This is a genomic window from Thioalkalivibrio halophilus, assembly GCF_001995255.1.
GTDB lineage: Bacteria > Pseudomonadota > Gammaproteobacteria > Ectothiorhodospirales > Ectothiorhodospiraceae > Thioalkalivibrio > Thioalkalivibrio halophilus.
The window spans coordinates 112,108-137,409 of sequence record NZ_MUZR01000007.1 but is presented as its reverse complement, the minus strand read 5'-3'; the positions used below and the strand labels follow the sequence as shown (position 1 = coordinate 137,409).

Below are 25,302 nucleotides of genomic sequence, written 5' to 3'. Positions count from 1 at the left end.
TACGCAATCTTCCGCGCAGTGACCAGCGAGATTCCATGACCGATATCCCCGCACCCGATCGCGACCCCCGCCCCGTGGGCCTGCTGCTGCGCTTCGGCGCGCTGCTCTACGACAGCCTGCTGGTACTGGCCATCTGGCTGGTGCTGGGGCTGGTGACCCTGCCCCTGTGGAACGTGCTGGAGGTGTTCTTCTGGCAGGTCCAGCTCACCCTCAACATCTTCGCCGCCTGGGCCTTTTTCTACGGTTTCTGGCGACGTACCGGACAAACCCTCGGGATGCAGACCTGGAACCTGGTGGTGCGCAGCGAGGATGGCAGCCGGATCACCTCCTGGCAGGCCACGCTGCGTTTCCTGGTGGGAATCTCCCAGTGGATGTTCATCCTGATGGCGATCCATCTGGCGCGCGAGCACGGCGACTGGATGACCGCGCTGATGACCGCGCTGGGGGTTCTCGCCCTGGGCGCCAGTGCCCTGCACCCGCAGCGCTGGATGCTGCACGACTGGCTGTCCTCCACCGTGCTGATGCGCACGCGGCCGCTCAAGCGTCCGCGCTGGAAGGAAAACCAGGACGAACAGGACTCCGGGGGCGGCTGATCGCCCGCGCGGTCACCCGGCCCCCTCACCCGGCCCGTCACCCGCTCACGGGGCTCGGCGTCCCAGCCACAGCCCGACCTCCATCAGCCCGTCGGCGATCTCCTCGGCCATGCGTGCATAGCCGTCCGCGTTCGGGTGGATGCGGTCCGCACGCAGATCCGCGTCGTTCAGCACCCCGGCCAGCACGCCCTCGATCAGCGGCACGTCCTCCTCGCGCGCCAGCTCGCGATAGATCCCGTCATCACTCAGCCGGCCGGTGGCCGCCCCCAGGGCCGAGGCCTCGGGCACGCCGATGAGCAGCGGCTGGCCCCCGTGGTCACGCACGTGTCCGATCAGTGCCCGCAGATCCTCCTTCACCCCCACCGGATCACGCCCGCGCAGGAAGTCGTTGCCGCCGAGCTCGAGGATCACCAGATCCGGTTCATGTTCGACCAGGCTGTCCTCGATGCGCCCGCGTGCGGTATCCGCCCGATCGCCGGGCACCCCGTCGTTGATGACGGTCCAGCCGGTGATCGCCTCCAGACGCGTCGGAAAGTCCTTGCCATCGCCGGCCCCGGTCCCGTGGGTCACGCTGTTCCCGAAAACCAGCACGGTCGCCGAACGCGGCAGCGGATCCAGATCGGTGGGCCCCGGGCTGCCGCAGGCGGCCAGCAGTCCGGCTACCAGCAGCAGCCACAGGAGTTGCCCCGCGCGCCCGGTCCGGGACGGTCTTCCGCCTGCTCTCATTGCGTCGTTCTCCTGTCGTCGATGATCCGCGTCACATCATGCCACCCGCCGCAGCCCCAGCAGCCCCGCCACCAGGAACAGCAGTACCGGCGCGCTGGCCGCCAGCACCGGCGGCAGCGCGAACACCAGTCCCACGTGCGTCATCGCCCGCATCACGATCGCGAACGACACCCCGATCGCGATGCCCACGAACAGGCGGCGCCCGGCCCCGCCCTCGCGCTGCGACCCGAACAGGAACGGGATCGCCAGCAGCAGCATCACCCAGGTCGAGGCCGGCAGGGTCAGACGCTGCCAGAAGGCCACCTCGTAGGGCGCCGAGTCCAGGCGGTTCTCCTGCAGGTACTGGATGTAACGATGAAGGTCGCGCGCCCCCATCTGCGCGGGCTCCACCACCAGCACCGAGAAGTACTCCGGGGCGATCAGGCGCTCCACGCGCTCCTCATCGGCATGTTCCGTCACCACCCCGTCGAAATCCGGGCGCGAGCGTTCCACGTCCTCCAGCCACCACTCGCCGTCCGTGTAACGCGCGCCCGCGGCCCGGGTGATCACCCGCGGCCGTCGGTCCTCGCCCAGTTCCACCACGCGCACGCCGGCCAGCCGGTCTTCCGGCAGCACGGCCTCGGCATGCACGATGCGCCGCCCGTCGCGCGCCCACAGGCCCATCGAGCCGACGCTCAGTTCGCGGTCGAAGGCGGTCGCCTTGAGGTTCTGCGCGCGGTTCTCCGCCACCGGCGCGACGAACTCGCCGATCGCGACCATCGCCAGCACCACGATCAGCCCGCCCTGCATGACCCAGGCGACGAACCGCCCGACGGTCATCCCGGCGGCGCGCATGGCCGTCAGCTCGCTTCCCGCCGCGAGGTTGCCCAGCAGCAGCAGACCGCCGAGCAGAGCCGCCGGCGGCATCATCTCGTACATCCGCCGCGGCAGCGTCAGGGCCACGTACATCAGCGCCTGCGCCACCCCGTAATCGCCACGCCCCACGTCGCGCAGCTCGTCGATGAGCGCGAACACCGCGTCCAGCGCAACCAGCAGCAGCGCCGCCAGCGCGGTCCCCAGCAGCACCTGGCGGATGATGTAGCGCCCCAGGATCGTGGTCATGCCGGCTCTCCCGCCGGCGGACCCGCGCCCCGGCGCGGCCGGCGCAGCAGGCCCTTGCGCCAGGCCAGCAGCAACCACAGCGCGAGCATCGCGCCGTGCGCCCACCACAGTCCCACGGCCACGGGCACCTGGCCGTCCGCCAGCTGCCCCTGCCCCAGGATCAGGAAGTTGGCGTACAGCACGTACACCCCGATCGCCGCGGGAATGCGCGCATAGCGCCCGCTGCGCGGCGGCACCAGTGACAGCGGCAGGGCGATCAGGGTCAGGACCACGATCGACAGCGGCATGGCGAAGCGCCACTCCAGCTCGGCGCGTACCTCGTGATCGTCCCGCTCGACCCACAGTTCCGGCGTGGAGTGCGCCTCCAGGCTGCGCCGCTCGGCCGCCGGGTCGGGCTCGGTGATCTGCGCGCGCAGGCGCTCGAATTCCAGCATGCGGAAGGCCCCGCTGCCCGGGGTACCGAGGTAGCGGTAACCGTCCTCCAGCACCAGGAAGCCGCTGCCCTCGGCCCCGGGATCGGGGATCGCACGCGCGGCCACCGTGACCTGCGCCTCGCCGTCCACCTCGCGGTAGATGAAGACCTCCTCCAGCGCCTCGCGGTCATCGCTCAGGCGCTCGGCAAAGAACACCTGATCCCCCACGCGCGACTCCAGGAACTGCCCCGGCGCGATCCCCACCAGGTCCGAGCGCTGGTCGGCGAGATCGCGCATGCGGTCCACCTCGCCCTCGGTCCAGGGCACCACGGTGTTCATCAGCGCCGCCAGCAGGATCGCCGCCGGTCCTGCGACCAGGAACAGGGCACGATACAGCGCGGCAAACGACATCCCGCCCGACTGCAGCGCGATCAGTTCGCTGTCGCGCTGCATGCGGCCCAGCACCAGCATGAACCCCAGAAACAGCGCCACCGGCCACAGATACACGATGCCCTTGAACGCGCCGAAGCCCACCAGTGCCGGCAGGAAATCCGCCGGCACGCTGCCCTCGGCCACGTCCTGCAGCACCCGCGCGAGCACCCCGCCGACGATCACCAGCAGCAGTACCACGGTGACCGCCGCCTGGGTCAGCAGAAGTTCGCGCGCAACGAAGCGCTCGGCCCGGCGCAGGATCATGCGCGGCCCGTATCCATGTTACCGGTGTGCATAGTGCAGTCCGGCAACGCGCTGGTAGTATCACTGGAGGTCATTCATTCCTTCCCGCGAGGCGCCCATGCAATTCTCCGTCACCACCTCTGCCGTCGACAAACCCCGGGCCGGGATCCGTGTCACCGCCGTCAGCCACCGGCGCAAACCGGCGCCCGGCACCCGCGCTGTCGACGCGGCCCGCGACGGCGATCTCGCAGCCCTGCTCAAGGCCGGCGAGATGGACGGCGACGCCAGCTCGCGCCTGCTGGTGCCCGGAACCGGGCGCAAGGGTTCCGCGCTGCTGATCGGCCTGGGTGCGAAGAAGGACTACGACGCCCGCGCCGCGCGCAAGGCCTGCCAGACCCTCGCCAGCGCGCTGGTGGAGCGCCCGGCCGACTCGGCCGTGATCGCGGTGGAGGACTTCGTCCCGCGCGGCAAGGATATCGCCTGGACCGTGCGCACCCTGATCACCGCCATCGGCGATGCCGCCTACCGCTTCTTCGAGTTCAAGGGCAAGGAAGAAACCCGGCCCGTCAAGCTCGAGAAGGTCCAGCTCGCGGTGGAACGCAACCAGGCCGATGCGGCGAAGAAGGCCTGCAGCGAGGCCGCGGCCATCGTCACCGGCATGAACCGGGCCAAGGACCTCGGCAACACCCCGCCCAACGTCTGCTATCCCGAATCCCTCGCGGACACCGCCTGCCGGCTCGCCGAACAGTATGACCGTCTCGAGACCACCGTGCTCGACGAACACGAACTGGAGGCCCTGGGCGCCGGGGCCATCCTCGCCGTCGGCCAGGGATCCGAGCGCCCGCCGCGCCTGATTGCAATGGAATACCGCGGTGGCAACAAGGACGATGCCCCGGTGGTGTTCGTCGGCAAGGGCATCACCTTCGACACCGGCGGCATCTCGCTCAAGCCGGGCGCCGAGATGGACGAGATGAAATACGACATGTGCGGCGCCGCCAGCGTGTTCGGGGTCATCGAGGCGGTGTGCGAACTGGGCCTGCCGATCAACGTGGTCGGCGTGGTCACCAGCGCCGAGAACATGCCGGACGGCCGCGCCACCCGGCCCGGCGACATCATCCACACCCTGTCCGGGCAGACCGTCGAGATCCTGAATACCGACGCCGAGGGCCGCCTGGTGCTGGCCGACGCCCTGACCTGGGTGGATCGCTACAAGCCGAAGGCGGTGATCGACATCGCCACCCTCACCGGCGCCTGCATCATCGCCCTGGGCCACCAGGGTGCCGCGCTACTGGGCAACGACGACCGTCTGGTCCGGCAGCTGCAGCAGGCCGGCGAGGAAACCGGCGACCGCGGCTGGCAGCTCCCGCTGTGGCCGGAATACCAGGAACAGCTCAAGAGCAACTTCGCCGACATGGCCAACATCGGCGGTCGCCCGGCGGGCACCATCACCGCCGGCTGCTTCCTCTCGCGCTACACCGAGGACTACACCTGGGCGCACGTCGACATCGCCGGGGTGGCCTGGAAGAGCGGCAAGGAAAAGGGCGCGACCGGCCGTCCGGTCCCGATGCTGATGCAGTACCTGCTGGATCAGGCCTGAAGGAGGCCGGCGCATGACCCGCGTCACCTTCTACCTGCTGCAGGATGCGCAGCCTGACGCGCGCCTGCAGCTGGCCTGCCGGCTGGCCGAGAAGGCCTCGCGCCAGGGTCACCGGGTGCACGTGCACACCGGGGACCCGGCCCTGACGCAGAGCCTGGACGAATGGCTGTGGACCTTCCGCGATACCGCCTTCCTGCCCCATGCCACCGAGGTGGACGCCGCCGACGTGCCGGTGACCCTGCACGATTCCCGTGCCCCGACCACCCACTGCGACGTGCTGGTCAACCTGGCCGCCGAGGTCCCAGAATACTGCGGCCGTTTCGAGCGCGTGGCCGACATCGTCGGCGGCGACGACGCCGGCCGCGCCGCCGGTCGCGCCCGCTGGCGCTACTTCCGCGACCGCGGCTATCCGCTGGAACATCACGCCCTGTGAGCCCCGTCGGCGGACGGCGTCCTTCCCTGCACCCACCCCTTGAGCTGGATCATAAATCCCTTCACTTGGGGAGGTTTTGTGACCCATTCACGTAGAAATAACGCGGAGAACCGATGCAAGGTAGCGACGGCATCCGCAGAGATGCCCGTCACAAGAAAACTACCAGCAAGGAGGTCGGAACCATGTCCGACAAGACCGATATCAGCCGCCGTACCTTTCTCCGCCGCGCCTCCGCGGCCGTCGCCGCCATCCCGGTTGTGAGCATGGCCGGCATGTCCGCCGCCAAGGCCAGTCCCATGGCCGAGGACGGACACGCCCACAACTACGTGGCGGATGCCGCCAACGCCGACCATCCGGACTACTCCGAGGGCGAGCGCTGCGACAACTGCGCCTTCTGGGACGGCAACGGCGGCTGCCATCACGCCGATTTCCAGGGCGTCAATGTCTCTGCCAACGGCTGGTGCGACGCCTGGGTCAGCGGCTGATCCCGCAACCCGCTCACGGGGCACCGCAATGCCCCGATACAACAGGGCCCCGCACGCCACCCTGGCGCGCGGGGCCCCTTCATTCCGATCCTGCCCCGGAGGGCTTCAGAAGCGGTAACCGATCGCGCCCTTCACCTGCCAGGAATCCGGATCCACATCGACCCCGCCAAGCACGGTTTCGTCCCCGTGGAAGGTCTGCGAATACTCGCCGCGGAAGAACATGCGGTTCTCGAGCTGGTACTCGACACCCACGCCACCGCGGCCGCCCTCGTAGGTCTCGGAATCCGACCCGAGCCCGTCGGCGGACACCTTGGCCTTGGTGCCCTGGTAACCCAGCAGGCCGTAGACCAGCCAGTCGTCGTTGAAGACCCGGCCGAGACGCAGGTTCACGCCATAGCTGTGCTTCACATCCACGTCGTAATCCACACCGTTCCAGGTGGTCGAGTCGTCGGCCTGATCCAGCCAGAAGTCGAGCTCCACGCCCAGGTAGTAATCGTTCTCCGTGGTGCCGGTACCGATCACGCCACCGATGCCCACGTCGGTGTCGGACAGGGAGGGACCGGGATCCACATCAAAATCGTAGTCCACGATGACCAGCTGGCCACCGACGTATCCGCCGTGGAAGGTGTCGGCCTGGGCCACGGACAGGCCACCGGTCAGCATCAGGGCACCGCCCACGGCGGCAGCAATCTTTCCTTTCGCGAACATCGGTCTTTCTCCTCGTTGTTATCCGGTTGCGGCGCACAGGCCCGCCACACTCTGCGGTTATCACGTTCGGCTTATTCTCGCACACGGGCCGAGGGTTTCGACAAGCCGCGCAGGAAAACGGGTCACGAACTGCATCCCTCGTTATAATGCGCGGCTTTGCCATCCACACCCCGAGCCCGGCCCGACCATGGACAAGAGCTTCGACCCCAAGAGCATCGAACAGGCCCAGTACGAACGCTGGGAGGCCGCGAACATCTTCGCGCCGCCGGAGACGGGCGAAGCCAGCTACTGCATCCTGCTGCCGCCACCGAACGTGACCGGCACGCTGCACATGGGGCATGCGTTCCAGCACACGCTGATGGACACCCTGATCCGCTACCGGCGCATGCACGGCGACCGCACCCTGTGGCAGGGCGGTACCGACCATGCCGGGATCGCCACGCAGATGGTGGTCGAGCGCCAGCTGGCGGCGCAGGAAAAGACCCGCCACGACCTCGGGCGCGAAGAATTCGTCCGCGCGGTCTGGGACTGGAAGAACGAATCCGGCGGCACCATCACTCGGCAGATGCGCCGGCTGGGCGATTCGGTGGACTGGTCGCGCGAGCGCTTCACCATGGACGACGGGCTGTCCGAGGCGGTGCTCGAGGTCTTCGTGCGCTTGTTTGACGAAGGCCTGATCTACCGCGGCAAGCGCCTGGTCAACTGGGACCCGGTGCTGCACACCGCGCTGTCCGACCTGGAGGTGCTGTCGGAAGAGGAAAACGGTCACCTGTGGCACTTCCGTTATCCGCTGGCCGACGGCTCCGGGCACCTGACCGTGGCCACCACGCGCCCCGAGACCATGCTGGGCGATACCGCCGTCGCGGTGCACCCGGGGGACGAGCGCTACCGCGACCTGATCGGCAAGACCATACGCCTGCCGCTGGTCGGGCGCGAGATCCCGATCATCGCCGACGACTACGTCGAATCCGAATTCGGCTCCGGCTGCGTGAAGATCACCCCGGGGCACGACTTCAACGACTACGCGATGGGCCAGCGCCACGACCTGCCGGTGATCAACATCCTGACCATCGATGCCTGCCTGAACGACAGCGTGCCCGAGGCCTACCGCGGACTGGACCGTTACGAGGCCCGCAAGCGCGTGGTCGCCGATCTGGATCACCTCGGCCTGCTGGAAAAGACCGAGGACCACAAGCTGATGGTCCCGCGCGGCGACCGCTCCGGCACCGTGGTCGAGCCCTACCTGACCGACCAGTGGTACGTGAAGGCCGGCCCGCTGGCCGAACCGGCGATCAAGGCGGTGGAGGACGGCCGCATCCGTTTCGTGCCGGAGAACTGGTCGAAGACCTACTTCGAGTGGATGCGCAACATCGAGGACTGGTGCATCTCGCGCCAGATCTGGTGGGGCCACCGCATCCCCGCCTGGTACGACGGCGATGGCAACGTGTACGTCGGGCGTTCCGAGGACGAGGTGCGCGAGAAGCACGGCCTGGGCGCCGAGGTGGCGCTGGAACAGGACGAGGACGTGCTCGACACCTGGTTCAGCTCGGCGCTGTGGCCATTCTCCACCCTCGGCTGGCCGGAGCAGACGCAGGAGCTCAAGGACTTCTACCCGACCAGCGTGCTGGTCACCGGCTTCGACATCATCTTCTTCTGGGTCGCCCGCATGATCATGATGGGCGAGCACTTCATGGGGGACGTGCCTTTCCGCGAGGTCTACGTAACCGGCCTGATCCGCGACTCGGAAGGCCAGAAGATGTCCAAGTCCAAGGGCAACGTGATCGACCCGATTGACCTGATCGACGGCATCAGCGCCGACGACCTGGTGGCCAAGCGCACCCAGGGCCTGATGCAGCCGCAGATGGCGAAGAAGATCGAGAAGACCACACGCAAGGCCTTCCCCGACGGCTTCCCCGCCTTCGGCACCGACGCCCTGCGCTTCACCCTCGCGGCACTCGCCACCACCGGGCGCGACATCAAGTTCGATCTCGGCCGCATCGAGGGCTACCGCAACTTCTGCAACAAGCTGTGGAACGCCTCGCGCTTCGTGCTGATGAACGTCGAGGGCCAGGACTGCTCGCCTGCTGCCGACACGGCGGAACACCGCACCCTGGCCGATCGCTGGATCCTCGACCGCCTGGCCGCCACCGCCGCGACCGCCACGCAGCAGCTCGACGCCTACCGCTTCGACCTCGCCGCGCAGACGCTCTACGAGTTCACCTGGCACGACTACTGCGACTGGTACCTGGAGCTGACCAAGCCGGTGCTGAACGACGAGGCCACGCCGGAGGCGGTCAAGCGTGCCACGCGCCATACGCTCGTCAGCGTGCTCGAGGCCCTGCTGCGTCTGCTGCACCCGGTGATCCCGTTCATCACCGAGGCGATCTGGACCAGTGTGAAGCCGCACGCCGGCATCGGCGACGACATCGAGTTCCTGGTGCAGCGCCCCTGGCCCGCGCAGGACGGCTTCCCGCGTGATGCCACCGCCACCGCCGAGCTCGACTGGGTCAAGGATTTCATCACCGGGCTGCGCCGCATTCGCGCCGAGATGGACATCGCCCCGGGCAAGCCGCTGCCGGTGCTGGTGAAGAACTGGAGCGAGGCCGACCAGCAGCGTTACGCGCGCCACCGCGGGCTGCTGGAGTTTCTGGCGAAACCCGAGAGCGTGACCTGGCTGGACGCCACCGACGAGGCCCCGGAATCCGCGATGGCCCTGGTCGACGAGATGCAGCTGCTGATCCCGCTGGCCGGACTGATCGACAAGGACGCCGAGCTCGCACGCCTGGACAAGGAAATCGGCAAGCTCGACAAGAACCTCGAACAGAGCGAGCAGCGGCTTTCCAACGCGAGCTTCGTCGACCGCGCCCCGGCCGAGGTGGTGCAGAAAGAACGCGACCGCGTCGCCGAGATGCAGGCCACCCGCGAGCAGCTCGCCGCGCAGCGCGAACGCATCCGGGCGATGTAACACCGGCGCAGCGCTGGCCGGGTGTCGGGACGGCGCCCGGCAACGGCTGTGGGAGCTTGCTTGCAAGCGAACACGGGCTGCTGCCCGTGCCTGACCGCTGCCGCGGGGCCTTGAGCTGGCGCTGCGGAGTCGGCGGCTTTGGCTGCCGCCGGGGGTTGCGCTCTCTCGCGAGCGCACCGCGAGGTCCTTTCTTGCTTGCCCAAGAAAGGACCCAAAGAAGGGCACCCGGAGCTCGCCCGGGAACCTTGCTCCGGGCGCCCCGCGCCGGCGGCGCCGAACTCGCGAAGCTACGCTTCGCTCAGACATCCGGCGCCTTGTTTCCGGCGCGAGGCACCCTCCGCAAGGGGCTCGCAACGGGAGGGGGTAAACCGGAGGCGCTCCGGCCATTGGTGCCCCGGTCCCGGCCCGGCTGATCGTGGGGCGCCCGAATCGTGCATTCCCCGGTTCCTGATGCAGCGGCGGTCCGGTGCACCAACGGATTCAAGCTTTGGTACGGGCCCTTCGCAGAGCTCATTCCCGTCCATCCTTACAAAGGAATCGCGTGTGGGCAGAGGCTCCACCCCGAAACCCTGATGGAAGAAGATCATGTGGCTCGGCAGGGCATGCCCATGGCCCTACCCGGGCACCCTCCCGGTGCCGGGTATGCAACAGTGACTGTGGGAGCTTGCTTGCAAGCGAACCGAAGGCTCGTGGTGTCCTTTGGGGGCGACATCTTCCCATGCGACACGGCATCCGGCCCCCGATCGGCCGGAGGGCCGGCCTCCTGCGGGGGGCAGGCTTCAACACGGTGGGAGGCGAGCCCTCTCGCCGATCCGGCACAATCGGTTGCCAACGGTCCTGGTCTCGGCCGGGGCGTTCACAACCCCCGGCCTGCCCGCCTGGCGGAAAAGGAACGGGCGGTCGTCCTGCGGCCCCGTTTGCCGCACCGAGCGCAGAGGTCGGGCGCGGGAGAAAAGGCGCTGCTTGTCTGAGCGAAGCGCAGCTTCGCGAGTTCAGCGCCGCCCGCGACCGGCCTCGGAGCGAGGGCATCCCGGGCCGCGTCAGCGGACCGGGATGCGGCAGTCGGGGTGACTTCTTTGGGTCCTTTCTTGTTCACACAAGAAAGGACCTCGCGGCGCGCTCGCGAGAGAGCGCAACACCCCCGGCGGCAGCCAAAGCCGCCGACTCCGCAGCGCCAGCTCAAAGCGCCGCGGCAGCGGTCAGGCCCGGCAGCAGCCCGTTCGCTTGCAAGCAAGCTCCCCACAGCCAGTTACCCCCAGACGGAGCCGACCCCGAACACCAGTGCGGCCACCATCAGCGCCAGCACCAGCCCGAACCAGGGATTCGCGATATGCGGGTGGTCCGACCAGGCTCCGCGCTTGTAGCCGGTGATCATCGCCCCAATCAGGCGGATCCGCAGGATGAACTGGTAGGTGAACACGGCCAGTACGTGGACGCCGATCACGATCAGCAACAGATCGAAGTTCCAGTTGTGCAGCCGCGTCATCGTACGTTCGACGTCACGGCTGACGGAATCGGCCAGCGGCCCCTGGTTGAAGATGTCGTCATTGGCGAACAGCCCGGTGACCGCCTGCACCAGCAGCAGCACCAGCATCAGCAGGACCGCCCAGCCACCCAGCGGGTTGTGGCCGAGGTATTCGGGTGCCGTCCCGCGCAGTCGGCCCCACACGTAACGCGCGACCGTCACCGGCCCCGCCAGCCAGTGGCGAAAACGCGCCGTCTCGCTGCCGACAAAGCCCCACACGATGCGGAACAGCAGCAGCCCCAGCACGGTGTAACCCAGCCACTTGTGCCACCGGAACAGCATGAATTCGGTGCTGGTGTACCACAGGCCCACCAGACACAGCAGCAGCCCCCAGTGAAAAACCCGCGTCGGCCAGTCCCAGACCTTCACCCGCAGGGCATCCGCGTTGCCACCGGTCATTCCGTTCATTCCTCGTCCTCGCGTTCATAGCCGGTCAGTTCCACGAAGCCGCGGCCCAGAAGCTCGCCCTCCTGGTCACGGATGTCCACCGCGCCTTCCCAGTAGGGAATGACCGTATCCATTTCCTGAAATTCCCGCACCGCCTCCACGCGGAAACGCCGGGGCGAGTTGCCATCCGGCAGCGTGACCGTCATCGCCCAGACCACCGGATAGCGGTTCCCCGAGGGCATGCGCGCATGCCGCAGCGGCTCCAGCTCCACATGCTCCGGGCGCAGCTCGTGGTCCGGGGCATCGGCCGGCATCCAGCGGCCCTTCGACCGCTCGTGGGGCGCGCAGTCCTCGCGGCGCAGCTGGTAGTACATGAGGTCGGTCCCGTCGTCGAACTGCAGCGCAAACCAGTTCCAGCCGATCTGGCCCGCGGCCAGCGCGCCGCTGCTCCATTCGCGGTCCAGCCAGGCCTGCCCCGACAGCAACCTTTCGTCGTCGTTGGCGTCGCGCAGGGTACCCCGCGCGGCGATCCGCGGGACCGAGTAGTAGTAAGACGCATTGCCCGGCTCCGGCCCCTTCTGGCTCAGACCTGCCTCGCCCTGCAGCACCGGGGCGCGCTCCGGGTCCAGCTCCAGTTCCAGCTCGCGCCCGTCCACCGTGAACCGCAGGTCCCAGGTGTCGCCCGCCAGGCCGGCCAGCTCCCAGTCCTCCAGCCACACCCGACCCGCCGGCTCGCTGGCCCCGGCCAGCCCGGCGGCATCCCGGGCGAAACGCTCCTCCGAACCGTGCCAGTCGCCCTCCACGTCGAGGATCGCAGCATGCGCCATCCACAGCCGCGGCGTGGCCCAGCTCGACCCATGAAACGCCGGGTCGCCCTCCAGCTCCGGCGCCAGCGCCACCCGGAAGAAGGTGATGTGAAAGCCATGGCGTCCGCCGTCGGGGTCATCCAGATTGCCGGTCAGATACCACCACTCGTTGCGAAACCCCGGGTGCGGTCCGTGATCCCGGGGAAACTCGAAGGCCCGCGGTCCGTCGGCGCGACGAAAGCCCTCGACATCCTCCACCCCCAGGGCATCGCCGACCCGCAGCGCTCCGCCGTTCCCGTCGACCCCGGCATCGGGCTCCGGGGGCTCCCCGGTGCACGCCACCAGGGCCATCAGAAACACGCCCGGGGCGCCCTCCCGGAGCACATCCAGTCCTCGGCGCATCATTCCCGCCATCAAGCCACCTCCCGCAACGCCGGCAGCAGGCGCATCCGCGCCATGCGCCAGGCCGGCCACAGCGAGGCCAGCAGGGCGGCCACGAGACCGATGAACACCGTCCCGGCCACCTCGCGTCCCGGCCAGCGCAGGTCCATGCCCCAGCCGAAGGCCTGACGATTGATCACCTCGATCAGGATCCAGCCCATCCCCAGCCCCCCGGGGATCGCCGCGAGCACCGCGAACAGCCCCAGCACCCCGCCCTGCAGCAGCACCAGGCCCCGCACGCCCCGGGGTTCCAGCCCCAGGCTGCGCAGCGTCGCGAACTCGCGGGCGCGCTCCATCTGCAGCGCCATCAATGCCCCGAGGATGGCGATGAAGGCTACTACGAGGGTGATGATCCGCAGCAGGTGGGTGACCGCGAAGGTCCGGTCGAAGATCGCCATGGATTCCTCCTCGAGAGTGTCGGGCCGCGTTACCACCGCGGCCGGATCCCGCTCCGCCAGCCACGCCTCGATGCGTTCGGCCGCAGCGGCGGCATCCGCACCCGATGGCAGGACAAGCCCGAAGGACCCCACGCCGTCCGGCGCCGGACCGTCACGCGCGTACGCCGCATGGGGCATCATTACCCGCCCCCGAGGCGAGCCATAGTCCCGGTAGACCCCTGCCACCGCGAATGACCGGCGGCCGCCCGGCACCATCAGCTCGAGGGTCTCCCCGGCCTGCAGGCCATGGTGCGCGGCGAACGGCTCGGTCACCAGCACGGCCTCGCCGGCGGCCAGACGGTCCGCCAGCCCGCCCCGGGGACCATCCACCTGCAGCAGCGGCAGGTGTTCCAGCCAGTCGGGGTGCGGCCGCACCACGAACAGCTCGACCCGACCCGGGTCGCTGCCGGTCTCCACCGTGGTACCGGTACTCAGCGATTCGGCCCCGGATTCGCTCAACAGCGGCCCGGCCCAGTCCTGCGGCAGCCGCGCCGAATCCCGTGCCGCGGCCGGCGCGACCGGAGTGACATAGAGATCGGAGGTCAGCGCCTGCCCCAACCACTGTTCCACGCTGCCGCGAAAACTGCCCACCATCACGGAGACTGCGATGGTCGCGGCCAGAGCCAGGGTCAGGGCCGAGACGGCCGGACCGCTGCGCGAGAGACTGCGTTCCAGGCTGCGCAAGCCGATCCGCGTCAGGGTCCGACCGGCGCTGGCGACGGCGAGACCACGCAGCACCCACGCCAGGGCCCACGGCAGCAACAGCACGAACCCGGCAATCAGCAGGAACAGCCCGAAGAACGCCCCCGGCAGGCCCCCGAGTGCGCTGATCAGCACCAGCGCCCCGGCCGCCAGCAGGATCAGGGAAGCCGCCGCGACGCGTTGCACCCGCCGCCGCGCCCGCAACTCGCCACCCCCCGCCCCCTGCGCCGAGGGGCCCGCGTGGCGGGCCGCTTCCAGTGCCGGGGCCAGCGCGGCCAGCAGCGCCACGCCCACGCCCAGCACCAGCACGGCCAGCAGTGCCAGCGGGCGGGGTGTCACCCGGGTGACCGCTGCGGCGAAGAAATGATCGGTGACCGTCTGCGCCACCTGCGCGACCAGCATCTGCGCCAGGGCAATCCCGGCCAGCGCCCCCAGCAGCGTCCCGATCAGTCCGACCACCGCGGCCTCCAGCAAAACCACGGCGACGACCCGACCGCGTCCCACTCCCAGCAGGCGCAGACTGGACAGGAGCTCGCGCCGGCGCAGCACCGAAAACGTCTGGGTGTTGTAGACCAGGAAGGCCGCGATCAGCAGCGCCAGCAGACTCATCGCCGTCAGGTTGATGCGAAACGCCCGCGCCAGTTCACGCGAGGCCTGATCGCGTGCTCCGGACGCGACGATCTCGAGCTCCTCGGGGTTGACCCCCGCGGCCCCGGCGGCCCGCTCCAATGCGCGTTCCATCGCCCGTTGCGCCTCGGCGTCCTCCAGCCGCAGGTCGATGCGGTCGAGGCGCCCCTCGCGGCCCAGCAGGACCTGGGCGGTGGCGATGTCGGTCACCCAGACCCGACCGTCGTCCTCGCCGGCCCCGTCGGCCGCGAGCACCCGCACCGCGTGGCGCCCGCCGGCGGCCCGCAGTTCGACCCGGTCGCCATCCGCCGCATCCTGCTCGGCGAACCACTGGCGTGGCGGCAGCACCGTTCCGGGCTCGCTCAGCAGCCGCTGCACGGGTGCCGCGCCGATGTCCGAGGCGGCGCCGCGGAACGGCCCCTCGGCGAACGGATCCACGCCCAGCAGGTAGATACTGCGGCCATCTTCCAGCCGCGCGGCCCCCTCCACCACCGGCGCCGTCTCCCGCTGGCCGGCGGTGCGCAACTCCGCATACACGGCCTCGGCGAATCCCTGTGGCGGCCCCAGCACCTGATGGGTGGCGGTACCGGCCACGGTCTCCATGGAACGGTCGAAGGCCCGCTGCGCGGACTGGTTGGCCAGATCCACGGCCAGCACCACGGCGACCGCAATAACCACCCCCAGCAGGGTCAGTACCCGCTGCAGGGGACGGCGCCGCCAGTCTCGCATCCAGGCCCGCCACACCAGATTCATGGCCTTGCGGCACCCTCCAGGCGGCCGTCGCGCATGGTGTAAATGCGGTCGAGGCGTCCGGCCAGTTCCGCGCTGTGGGTCACCAGCAGCAGGGCGCTGTCATGCGTGGCCACCTGCTCCAGCAGCAGCGAGAAGACCGACTCGCCGGTGACCGAATCGAGGTTGCCGGTCGGTTCGTCGGCCAGGATCAGGGCCGGTTGATGCACCAGCGCGCGGGCGATGGCCACGCGCTGCTGTTCCCCGCCGCTGAGGGCTTCGGGCAGGCGTCCGCCCAGTCCTTCCAGACCGACCGCCGCCAGCGCGGCGTCCGCACGCCGGCGGCGCTCCGCCACCCGCGCCCGGCGGCCCGGAACGTCATCGGGGAGCCCGGCCAGCTCCAGCGCCAGCATCACGTTCTCGCGCGCATCGAGAGTGGGGATCAGATGGAACGACTGGAACACGATCCCCGCGACACGCCGGCGCAGACGCGTGCGGCCGGCCTCGTCCAGGGCACCGAGCGAGGCTCCCGCCAGCCGCACCTCGCCCTCGCCCGGGTGCTCCAGCCCCGCGGCCAGGTGCAGCAAGGTGGACTTGCCGGAACCGCTCTCGCCGACGATCGCCACCCGTTCCCCCGGCGCCAGTGTCAGATCCACCCCGCGCAGCACCGGCGTGTCCGGCGTGCCCGGATAGGCGAACGCCAGTGAACTCACGGTCAGGACCGGTTCCCTTGACGGAGCGGCGGGCGGGGAGGGATGGGAAGACATGTATGGCTCCATCATGAACAAGCGACCGGGCACGGCCGGAAAGGTTCGCGCCAGCGGGCAAACCGGTGCAAGCATTGCGTGCAAGCACTTGAATGAAACGGAAGACCCGTTAAAATGAGGGAACCTGCCACAAGGGAACGCATGATGAAACGCCGAACACGCTGTCGATCTATCGTCGCCCGGCCGTAAGCACTGTGCACCCTTCTCCGCCGCTTCCGCCGGGCCTCATGACACAAGAGCGCCGGGAGGCGGCCGGATCCTTCGATCTGCCCCGTCCTGGAAATCCGATTACGACGGTCCTTCGTCATCACCGCACCGCGCGTGCCGGTGATCCGCAATCGACCGCCGGGAGCAGGGCATGGAACACAACCTCGAACAGTCCATCATCGAGCTGCGCGAACTCGTCCGCCTGGACGACCGCGACAGCCTCGACGAGCTGCTGGACTACATGCGCATCCAGGACATCGCGCATGCGCTGATGGAACTGCCCTCGGACGACGTGGCCCCGATCTTCAACCGGCTGCATCCCGGGCGCAAGGCCGACGTCTTCGCCTATCTCGACATCCCGTTCCAGCTGCGACTGCTGAATGCATCCTCGCGCGAGGATGCGCGGTTTCTGCTCTCCGAGATGGAAACCGACGACCTCACCGCCCTGCTCCAGACCCTGGATGCCGAGCGTCTGCGCGAATACCTGCGTCTGCTCCCGTTCCGGGCCATCCGCCGGGCGCTGAAGCAGCTCAACTACCCCGAGGAATCGGTCGGCCGCGTGATGTCCCCGTCGGTGGTAGCCGTGGACCCGGACTGGACGCTCAAGCGCGCACTGGCCCACGTGCGGCGCACCGGTGACGAACACTCCAACAACGTGATCTTCGTGGTCGACGATGACCGCACCCTGCTGGCCGCCATTCCCATCCGGCGGTTCCTGCGCGCCGAGCCCGACAGCCCCGTGCGCAGCCTGATCGACGACGAATCGCCCTACACCGTGCAGGTGGACGCCGACCGCGTCGAGGCCGCCCGGCGCATCCAGCACTACGACATCGAGAGCCTGCCGGTGGTGGGCGACAACGGCGAGCTGCTGGGCGTGGTCACGGTGGACGACGTCATGGACGTGATCGAGGCCGAGTCCACCGAGGATTTCCACAAGCTGGGTTCGGTGGGCAACCTCCCGCTGAGTCCGCGCCAGGCCAGTCCGTTCCTGCTGTATCGCAAGCGGGTCGGCTGGCTGCTGGGGCTGGTGGCGTTCAACACCCTGGGCGCCTTGATGATCTCGCAGTACGAAGAGGCCATCGAAGCCGTCGCGGTGCTGGTGTTCTTCTTGCCGCTGATCATCGGCTCGGCGGGCAACGCCGGAGCCCAGAGCTCGACCCTGATGGTGCGGGCCATGGCCACCGGCGAAGTCACCGCGCGGGACTGGCTGCGCCTGTGGGCCAAGGAACTGGGCGTGGCGACCACCATCGGCGTCAGCATGGGGATCGCCGTATCCCTGCTGGGCCTCTGGCGAGGCGGAACGGAGATCGCCATGCTGGTCGCCCTGGCCATGACCCTGGTGGTTACCGGTGCCAGCATGGTGGGCATGCTGCTGCCGCTCCTCCTCGACTGGCTGAAGCTGGACCCGGCCACCGCCAGCGTACCGCTGGTCACCGCCATCGCCGACCTCGGCGGCATCGCCATCTATTTCTCGCTGGCCGTGGCCATGCTCGGCCTTGCCACGCCGGCCTGAACGGGATACCCCCATGAGTCCGACCGACGTCGACATCGAGAACCTCCCCGACACCCTGCGCACCGCCCTGGAGCAGGGCTCGGACGGGCCGCTGAACGCGATCTGCAACGCCCACGCGCCCCCCGACCTGTCGGACGCGCTGGAGACCCTGCCCGAGGATCAGGCGGTCGCCTTCTTCCAGCGTCTGGAGTCGGCTTGCGCCGCGCCGGTGTACGCGCACCTGGAGCCCGATCACCAGTCCCGGGTGCTGGCCGCGCTGGACGAGCAGCAGGCCGCGGACCTGGTCAGCGCGCTCTCGCTGGATGACGCCGTGGCGGTGATCGACGGCCTGGGCGACGAGCATGCCGACTCACTGATGGAAACCCTCCCGGCGGAGAGCCAGGAGGCGGTCGGATCACTGCTCGCCTATCCGGAGGAGAGCGCCGGCCGCGTGATGACCCCGGAGTACGTCACCGTGCAGCCCGAATGGACGGTGAACGAAGCCATGGAGCATCTGCGCGCCAACCACGAGGTCGCGGAGACCGTGAACACGGTGTTCGTGACCACCGCGGCCGGCGAGCTGCTGGCCTGGGTGCGGCTGAAGGAGCTGCTTCTGGCACGGCCGTGGAACCGGGTATCGGAACTGATGCACACCGACGTGGCCAGCATCACCGCCGAGGAGGACCGGGAGGAGGCAGCCCACCGCATCAGCCACTACGACCTCAACGTCCTGCCGGTGGTCGACGACCAGGGCCACATGCTCGGGATCATCACCGTGGACGACGTAATGGATGTCCTGCGCGCAGAGACCACCGAGGACTTCCACCGCATGGCTGCGGTGGGCGACGTGGTGCTGTCGCTGCGCGACGCCAGCATGGGCCTGCTGTACCGCAAGCGCATCGGCTGGCTGCTGATCCTGGTGGTGGTCAACATCTTCGCCGGGCTGGCCATCGCCCACTACGAGGCGGCCATCGAGTCGGTCGTCGCGCTGATCTTTTTCCTGCCGATGGTCATCGCCTCCGGCGGCAACACCGGCTCGCAGGCCGCCACCCTGGTGGTGCGCTCACTGGCGATCAACGATGTCCGATTGCGCGACGCCTGGCGCCTGGGCGGCAAGGAACTGGGGGTCTCCACCGCGCTGGGGCTCACCCTGGCGGCCGCCATCTGGCTCTCCGGCAACTGGCTGGGCTCGCTGGAGGTCGCCAACGCCATCGCCCTGGGCATGTTCCTGGTCGTGGTATTCGGGGCGATGTTCGGCATGCTCCTGCCCTTCGCCCTGACCGCCATGCGCATGGACCCCGCGGTGGCCAGCGCACCGCTGATCACCTCGGTCATCGACATCGTCGGGATCCTGATCTATTTCGGCGTGGCGGTGGCCATGCTTGGTCTTTAGAACGACCGTGCAAACACCCGTGCGGCCTGCGGCGGTTCGGCAGGCCCGCGCGACTGCGTTAGACTCGGGCCTCTTTCCGGCGACCCCGTTCCGCGCGAGTACACGACCATGAGCAGCAGCCCCGTCCGCCACCGTACCGTCCCCGTCCGTGTTGGCCCCGTGACCGTGGGTGGCGATCACCCGGTGGTGGTCCAGTCCATGACCAACACCGACACCGCCGACGCACTGCGTACCGCAGTGCAGGTCGCGGAACTGGCTCGCGCGGGCTCGGAGATCGTGCGCATCACGGTCAACTCCGAAGATGCGGCCAGGGCCGTGCCGGAGATCCGCGAGCGCCTGGATGCAATGGACCTGGACGTGCCGCTGGTCGGCGATTTCCACTTCAACGGCCACAAGCTGCTGACGAAGTACCCCGAATGCGCCGAGGCCCTGGCCAAGCTGCGCATCAACCCGGGCAACGTCGGCCGCGGATCGAAGCGCGACGCGCAGTACCAGGCGATGATCGAGACCGCCATCCGCTTCGACCGGCCGGTCCGCATCGGCGTGAACTGGGGCAGCCTGGATCAGGAACTGCTGGCGCGCATGATGGACGAAAACGCGCAGCAGCCGGAGCCGCTGGAACCCCAGGCGGTGATGGAGCAGGCGCTGATTACCTCGGCGCTGGAGAGCGCGGCCGAGGCCGAACGCATCGGCCTGCCGCATGACCGCATCATCCTGTCGGCCAAGGTCAGCGGCGTGCAGCCACTGATCCGGGTCTACCAGGACCTGGCCGCGCGCTGCGACTACCCGCTGCATCTGGGCCTGACCGAGGCCGGCATGGGGGCCAGGGGGATCGTCGCCTCCACCGCCGCGCTGTCCGTCCTGCTGCAGCAGGGCATCGGCGACACCATCCGCATCTCGCTGACCCCGGAACCCGGCGGGGACCGCACACAGGAGGTGAGCGTCGCGCAGGAGATCCTGCAGAGCATGGGCCTGCGCAGCTTCCTGCCCTCGGTGGTGGCCTGCCCCGGCTGCGGCCGCACCTCCAGCGAGTACTTCCAGCACCTGGCGCAGGACATCCAGAGTTATATCCGCCAGCAGATGCCGACCTGGAAACAGCATTACCCCGGAGTGGAAGAGATGACCGTCGCGGTGATGGGCTGCGTGGTCAACGGCCCCGGCGAGAGCAAGCATGCCGACATCGGCATCTCCCTGCCCGGCACCGGGGAGCAGCCGGTCGCGCCGGTCTACGAGGACGGCGAGAAGACCGTGACCCTCAAGGGCGAACATATCGCCGAGGACTTCCAGGCCCGCGTCGAGGCCTACATCGAACGCCGCTACGGACAGGCCGGATGAGCGTCACCCACGATCCGCAACTGCTGCAACGCGTGCAGGCCCTGTTCGAGGACCCGCGCATCCGGGGCTGCAACTGGCAGCCGCGGCTGTTCTGGCACCCGACGGAAAGCGGCGGTGCCTTCGGCGCGCCGCGGGTGGACCCGCGCGAACTGGAGGTGTTCCTGGCGACGGTGGCGGGCGAGGCGTCACGGTATCTGGAGACGCTGGAAGCCGAACAACCCGGGCGCGGCCGCTTTCTGGCTGCCAACGCCCGGCGCCACGAACTCCCGCTGTTCACCCGCGTCTGAACCGCCGGACCCGGGTCATTCCCGCATGCCGTCCAGCAGCCGGTCCAGTGCCGTCAGGGCGGCGTCGAAGTCCAGGCTCTCCAGCCCCTCGGCGATCGCCTGCACCTCCGGATCGAGACCGCGCCCCTCGAGCTGCGGCCGCAGCCCGTCGAACTCGCGGCGCGCACCCAGCTGATTCTGTGCCACGCGTTCACGCAGGGCGCGCAGCGCCTCGTGAGGGAACGGCCCACGGGGCCCCGCCGAAGCCCGACTCCGGTTCTCCCGGTCACCCCCGCCGCGCGCCGCCCTGCCCAGTCCGGCCACCGCTGCCGTCGCCTCGGCCAGGGCGGCTTCCAGGGACTGCAGACGTGTCTCCAGCTCCTGCGTTTCCGGGTCGCCGTCACGCAGGGCCAGTTCCACCGCCTCCGCGGCCGTGCGCAATTCGGCGGCCTCCAGCGCCGCGGCCACCCCCTTGAGGGAATGCGCCAGGCGTTGTGCGTCTTCCGTGCGATCCTGCTCGAGCCACTCCCGCAGACGCCGGCCGGCGTCGCTGTAATCCCGCTCCAGACCGGCCAGCATCTTGCGCAGCAGGGCCGGCTTGCCACCACAACGAGCCAGCGCGGCCGGAAGGTCGAACGGTGGCAGCGACTCCGGCAGATCGGGCTCGGGCGCGGGCTCCGGCGCCGCCTGCATGGCGTCCGCGCCGGCCTCGCATGCCTGCGAGTCACCCGCCCCCGGGACGTTGTTCATCCAGCGGCCGAGCGTTTCCTCCAGCACCTGCGGATCGATGGGCTTGGTCACGTGGTCGTCCATGCCCGCCTCCAGGCTGCGCTCGCGGTCGCCCTCCATCGCGTGGGCGGTCATGGCGATGATCGGAATCTCGGCCAGATCGGGGCGTGCGCGGATGCGCCGGGTCGCGGTCAGTCCGTCCATCCGGGGCATCTGGATATCCATCAGGATCAGGTCGAACGTCTCGTTGCGTGCCTTCTCCACCCCCTCGCGCCCATCCTCCGCCCAGGTCACTTCGCAGCTCAGGTCCTGCAGGAGTTCGGTCGCCAGCTCGCGGTTGATGACATTGTCCTCCACCAGCAGGACCCGGCTCCCGGACATGTCCGCGGATTCCCGTTTGCCCTTTTCCGCCGGCGCGGGCATCGGGGAGGTCTCCTCCGGGTGCACGTGAAACAGTCCCGAAAGGGTATCCAGCAGGGTGGACTGGCTCACCGGCTTGAGCAGGATGCCGTCGACCCCCGCGCGCTCCGCACGCCCCAGAACCTCCTCGCGGGCAAAGCCGGTGACCATCAGAACCGCGGGCATTCGCGCCCCTTCGTGGGCCTTGATGCGCTGCGCCACTTCAATGCCGTCGACGCCCGGCATGCGCCAGTCGGTCAGCACAAGATCGTAGGGACGTCCCTCTTCCAGTGCCTGATCGATCTGCGCCAGTGCGGCAGCACCGGAGGGCACCACCTCCACCTCCATCCCGAGGTAACGGCACATCTCCTCCAGCGTCTCGCGCGCGCTGGCGTTGTCATCCACCACCAGCGCGCGGCGGCCGGCCAGCTCCGCGCCGGTAAGCCGTTCACCCAGGGTCTCGTGCGGATCCCCGGCGGCCGTATTCAGCCCCAGGCGCACACTGAAATGGAAGGTACTGCCCCGTCCCGGCTCGCTCTCGACACCGATTTCGCCCCCCATCATCTCCACCAGCTGCCTGGAGATCGCCAGACCCAGGCCCGTGCCCTCCTGCTGGCGGGTCACGGAGCCGTCGAGCTGGGTGAAGGACTGGAACAGCCGCCGGGTCTCCTCCCGGCTCATGCCGGGGCCAGTATCGCGCACTTCGAAACGCAGCACGGCTTCGTCCTCTTCCATGCGTTCGCAGGTCGCGCCCACCACCACCTCGCCTTCCTCGGTAAATTTCACCGCGTTGCCAACCAGGTTGGTGAGGATCTGTCCGAGCCGCAGGGCGTCCCCCGTCAGGTGGTGCGGAAGAGCGGGATCCACCCGGTGCACGAGCTCCAGCCCCTTGTCCTCGGCCTTCAGACCGACGATGTCCCAGACGTTGCGCAGCACGTCTTCCAGCGCGAACGGGCTTTCCTCCAGCTCCAGCTTTCCGGCCTCAATCTTGGAGAAATCCAGGATGTCGTTGATCAGTCCCAGCAGAGCCTGGGAAGCACTGTCAATACGGTCCAGATAGCCACGCTGCTTTGGAGTCAGCTCAGTGCGCCGAGCCAGGTGCGTCATGCCGATGATCGCGTTCATCGGCGTACGGATCTCGTGACTCATGTTGGCGAGAAATTCGCTCTTGGCCCGGGTGGCGGACTCGGCCTCGTCACGGGCCCGGGTCAGAGCCTCCTCGGCCCGGATACGATCGGTGATGTCGTAGTTGGCCGCCCGCTGCCCCATGTACAGCCCGCTTTCCGCATACACCGGGGTGCAGTGATGGCGCAGCCAGCGCTCCTCGCCCGCGCGCGTGACGATGCGGAAATCAAACGCGCCGTCCACATGCTTCTCGTGGATCTCGTACAAATGCTGATCGAACCCCTCGCGATCCTCCACGTGCACGATCTCGCGCAACAGGTCGGGGTTCCGGTAGAACTCGGCATCGCCGTAGCCGGTCACCGCCTGACAGGAAGGCGAGCAGTAGCGGAACTCGAACTCGGGAGTCAGCCAGTAGATCCAGTCAGTCGCCAGATCGCTGATCAGGCGAAAGCGCTCCTGACTCTCGCGCAGCTCGGCCTCGCTTTCGCGCCGGCGGGTCACATCCAGCATGGAGCCCACCGTCCCGCGCGCCCGACCCTGTCGATCCCGCAGCACCCGCGCGGTGACGTCCATCCAGCGCACCGCACCCTCGCTGGTCCGCACGCGCAACTCCTCGTTGTACTCGGCCAGCCGGTCACCCACGAAGGCGTCGCACTGGTTGCGACCGTACCCCTGATCCTCCGGGTGCAGCAGATCCATCCAGCTGTGCCCGATGAACGGCTCCCGCGCCAGGCCCGTAACTTCGCTCCACGACGGACTCAGATAGGTGATGCGATGCTCGAGATCCGTCTGGAACACCACCTCCTTGAGATTCTCGGCGATCACCCGGAAATGATAGTCGGCCGCGGCATCCTCTCCTCCGTCGCCCGGGATCACGGCATCACGCCCGGCCGGTCCGGCGGTGTCGGTGGCTGCGGGCGGGAGATCGCAGGTCACCGGCTGCGCGGACTCAATGGCGGCCCCGCCGGGACGGTTGCCCTGGCGCGGGACGGTGTCGCCATAGAGATCCAGGCTCGTGTCCCCGGTGATGGACTGAAAGGTCTCGACGATCTGGCCCAGACCGACCGGCAGCACGAACCCGGGGCTGCGTCCGTAACTCTTGCGCCCGAGCACGAAAAGCCCCGGCTCGGGATTGCCCACGGTGGACACCCCGAGGCTGTGCCACAGCTCGTGCGAATCCTCGACGGTCGCGAGCATGGCCGCAGCCAGCCCCATGGGCGCGCCGGTGGCATAACAGGCGTGGAACTGCAGCGTTTCCAGCCAGGCGTTGTCCGGGACATGGCCGGTCAGCGCGTGCACCCGGTCCACGCTCATGCGCCGGGTCCCGTCAGGTCCGCGGAGCTCCACATCCAGCCCGCCACGCACGCCCGGGCCGTGCTCCAGCCGTACCACCTGCGTCTGCGGCAGCCGCCGTGCGCCACGGTCACCGGCGGTCGCCTCCAGGACCCGCGCGAACCGAGCCCCGCGCTCGGGAAACGGATCCCGCTGCGGCCAGTCGGGCGGCAGGGGGACCGGTTCCTCGAAGGCCCACAGAAGCTCCACGGGCGGCGAGCCCGTCGGCGGATCCAGCCAGTATTCGACCGCCAGCGCGGCCTCGGCTCCGCCGCCGGCCACCAGGATGCATTCGGCGGGCGGCAGGGCTTGACCCTCCTCGCCCTCCGGCGCCCGGGGTCCGTACAGGATGCGTCCGCCCAGCTCGCGCTCCCCCGAGGCCGGCAACCCGCCGGGCCCCAGCCACTGTGGGTGTCCCGCCACGCCGGTGGTGTCGATCAGCAGATCGGCCTCCAGCTGGCGCTCACGTCCCTGCTCGTCCACCAGCACGCGGAACGGGTGACGGGCGCGTTCCGGATCGCCAATGCCGGTATTCGCCCGCATGCCGTCGCGACTTGCCGCCAGCACTCGCGTCTCGAGCAGAAGGTCGCAATCCCGGTGTGCCAGCACCCCGGCGAGCCGCTCGCAGTACTCGCGACGAAACTCGCCGGCGGTCGGGAAAGCATCCGGATCGGGAAGAGCGTGTCCCTGCCCGCGCAACGCGTCACGCCCCAGCGGCGAGGTGCACTGTTGCCAGGAGGTGAACATCCGTATCCCGGCCCAGTCGCGCAACGCGGGAGCGACCGCGCGGGAACGCTCGGCCAGCAGCACACGATAGCCCAGGCGCGTGGCATACAGGGCCGCTTCCAGCCCGACAGGGCCGGCTCCGGCAATCAGTACGGTCTTTCTGGAAGCCCCCACTTTGCGC

General features: G+C 68.9%; 18 protein-coding genes. 9 read left to right on the top strand and 9 right to left on the bottom strand.

The features are described 5' to 3' along the window. Nucleotides 1-35 precede the first annotated feature (35 nt). Complete coding sequence (locus tag B1A74_RS02740) at nt 36-593, top strand: RDD family protein (RefSeq protein WP_024329858.1); 558 nt, start codon at nt 36-38, stop codon at nt 591-593. A gap of 45 nt (nt 594-638) precedes the next feature. Here the strand turns inward: B1A74_RS02740 and B1A74_RS02735 are convergent, their stop codons facing one another. Genes B1A74_RS02735 through lptF form a run of 3 tightly spaced genes read right to left on the bottom strand, consistent with a single transcriptional unit; the run spans nt 639 to nt 3,529 of the window. Beyond that, nucleotides 639-1,319, bottom strand: coding sequence for a GDSL-type esterase/lipase family protein (locus tag B1A74_RS02735; RefSeq protein ID WP_077243695.1), 681 nt, complete (start codon nt 1,317-1,319; stop codon nt 639-641). A gap of 36 nt (nt 1,320-1,355) precedes the next feature. Next, nucleotides 1,356-2,420, bottom strand: coding sequence for an LPS export ABC transporter permease LptG (gene lptG / locus B1A74_RS02730; RefSeq protein WP_077243694.1), 1,065 nt, complete (start codon nt 2,418-2,420; stop codon nt 1,356-1,358). Then, the gene (gene lptF, locus B1A74_RS02725) at nt 2,417-3,529 is read right to left on the bottom strand and encodes an LPS export ABC transporter permease LptF (RefSeq protein WP_077243693.1); all 1,113 of its coding nucleotides are present in this window, start codon (nt 3,527-3,529) and stop codon (nt 2,417-2,419) included. Before lptF ends, lptG begins: the two co-directional genes overlap by 4 nt. A gap of 97 nt (nt 3,530-3,626) precedes the next feature. On the opposite strand from lptF, the gene B1A74_RS02720 reads away from it, so the two are divergent. From B1A74_RS02720 to B1A74_RS02710, 3 genes are all read left to right on the top strand, one after another. Then, nucleotides 3,627-5,105, top strand: a complete 1,479-nt coding sequence (locus B1A74_RS02720) for a leucyl aminopeptidase (protein WP_077243692.1) — start codon at nt 3,627-3,629, stop codon at nt 5,103-5,105. Between the two features lie 13 nt (nt 5,106-5,118). After that, nucleotides 5,119-5,538: a DNA polymerase III subunit chi gene (locus B1A74_RS02715; protein ID WP_018946326.1), complete on the top strand. Its 420-nt coding sequence runs from the start codon at nt 5,119-5,121 to the stop codon at nt 5,536-5,538. A 182-nt stretch (nt 5,539-5,720) separates the two neighbouring features. Then, complete coding sequence (locus tag B1A74_RS02710) at nt 5,721-6,023, top strand: high-potential iron-sulfur protein (RefSeq protein WP_077243691.1); 303 nt, start codon at nt 5,721-5,723, stop codon at nt 6,021-6,023. A 105-nt stretch (nt 6,024-6,128) separates the two neighbouring features. On the opposite strand, the gene B1A74_RS02705 is transcribed toward B1A74_RS02710, so the two are convergent. Beyond that, complete coding sequence (locus tag B1A74_RS02705; protein ID WP_077243690.1) at nt 6,129-6,731, bottom strand: outer membrane protein; 603 nt, start codon at nt 6,729-6,731, stop codon at nt 6,129-6,131. Nucleotides 6,732-6,918: 187 nt separating this feature from the next. Here B1A74_RS02705 and B1A74_RS02700 point away from each other — a divergent pair, with 187 nt between their 5' ends. After that, entirely contained in the window at nt 6,919-9,696 is a 2,778-nt protein-coding gene (locus tag B1A74_RS02700) for a valine--tRNA ligase (protein ID WP_077243689.1), read from the top strand. Nucleotides 9,697-10,945: 1,249 nt separating this feature from the next. Here the strand turns inward: B1A74_RS02700 and B1A74_RS02695 are convergent. The 4 genes from B1A74_RS02695 to B1A74_RS02680 are packed head-to-tail and all read right to left on the bottom strand — an operon-like array spanning nt 10,946 to nt 16,117. After that, nucleotides 10,946-11,620 (bottom strand): cytochrome b/b6 domain-containing protein, encoded by a 675-nt coding sequence (locus B1A74_RS02695; protein ID WP_018946330.1) that lies wholly within the window; start codon nt 11,618-11,620, stop codon nt 10,946-10,948. A 5-nt stretch (nt 11,621-11,625) separates the two neighbouring features. Next, entirely contained in the window at nt 11,626-12,828 is a 1,203-nt protein-coding gene (locus tag B1A74_RS02690) for a lipocalin-like domain-containing protein (RefSeq protein ID WP_077243688.1), read from the bottom strand. Next, a complete protein-coding gene (locus B1A74_RS02685; RefSeq protein ID WP_077243687.1) occupies nt 12,828-15,374 on the bottom strand; it encodes an ABC transporter permease in 2,547 nt (848 codons plus the stop codon). The genes B1A74_RS02690 and B1A74_RS02685 overlap by 1 nt, the downstream gene beginning before the upstream one ends. Continuing rightward, nucleotides 15,371-16,117: an ABC transporter ATP-binding protein gene (locus B1A74_RS02680; protein WP_369774041.1), complete on the bottom strand. Its 747-nt coding sequence runs from the start codon at nt 16,115-16,117 to the stop codon at nt 15,371-15,373. The genes B1A74_RS02685 and B1A74_RS02680 overlap by 4 nt, the downstream gene beginning before the upstream one ends. A 358-nt stretch (nt 16,118-16,475) precedes the next feature. Between B1A74_RS02680 and mgtE (B1A74_RS02675) the strand changes: the two genes are divergently transcribed. The 4 genes from mgtE (B1A74_RS02675) to B1A74_RS02660 all read left to right on the top strand — a co-directional run bounded on the left by mgtE (B1A74_RS02675) (nt 16,476) and on the right by B1A74_RS02660 (nt 20,831). After that, entirely contained in the window at nt 16,476-17,837 is a 1,362-nt protein-coding gene (gene mgtE, locus B1A74_RS02675) for a magnesium transporter (protein ID WP_018946334.1), read from the top strand. Nucleotides 17,838-17,850: 13 nt separating this feature from the next. Beyond that, on the top strand, nt 17,851-19,209 hold the full coding sequence (gene mgtE, locus B1A74_RS02670) for a magnesium transporter (protein WP_018946335.1): 1,359 nt from the start codon (nt 17,851-17,853) through the stop codon (nt 19,207-19,209). A gap of 108 nt (nt 19,210-19,317) precedes the next feature. Further along, nucleotides 19,318-20,544: a flavodoxin-dependent (E)-4-hydroxy-3-methylbut-2-enyl-diphosphate synthase gene (gene ispG, locus B1A74_RS02665; RefSeq protein WP_077243686.1), complete on the top strand. Its 1,227-nt coding sequence runs from the start codon at nt 19,318-19,320 to the stop codon at nt 20,542-20,544. Continuing rightward, the gene (locus B1A74_RS02660; RefSeq protein WP_077243685.1) at nt 20,541-20,831 is read left to right on the top strand and encodes a hypothetical protein; all 291 of its coding nucleotides are present in this window, start codon (nt 20,541-20,543) and stop codon (nt 20,829-20,831) included. Before ispG ends, B1A74_RS02660 begins: the two co-directional genes overlap by 4 nt. Nucleotides 20,832-20,846: 15 nt before the next feature. On the opposite strand, the gene B1A74_RS02655 is transcribed toward B1A74_RS02660, so the two are convergent. After that, nucleotides 20,847-25,295 carry a response regulator gene (locus B1A74_RS02655; RefSeq protein ID WP_143592223.1) on the bottom strand — a complete coding sequence of 1,483 codons (4,449 nt, stop codon included), beginning with the start codon at nt 25,293-25,295 and terminating at the stop codon, nt 20,847-20,849. Between the last annotated feature and the right edge of the window lie 7 nt (nt 25,296-25,302).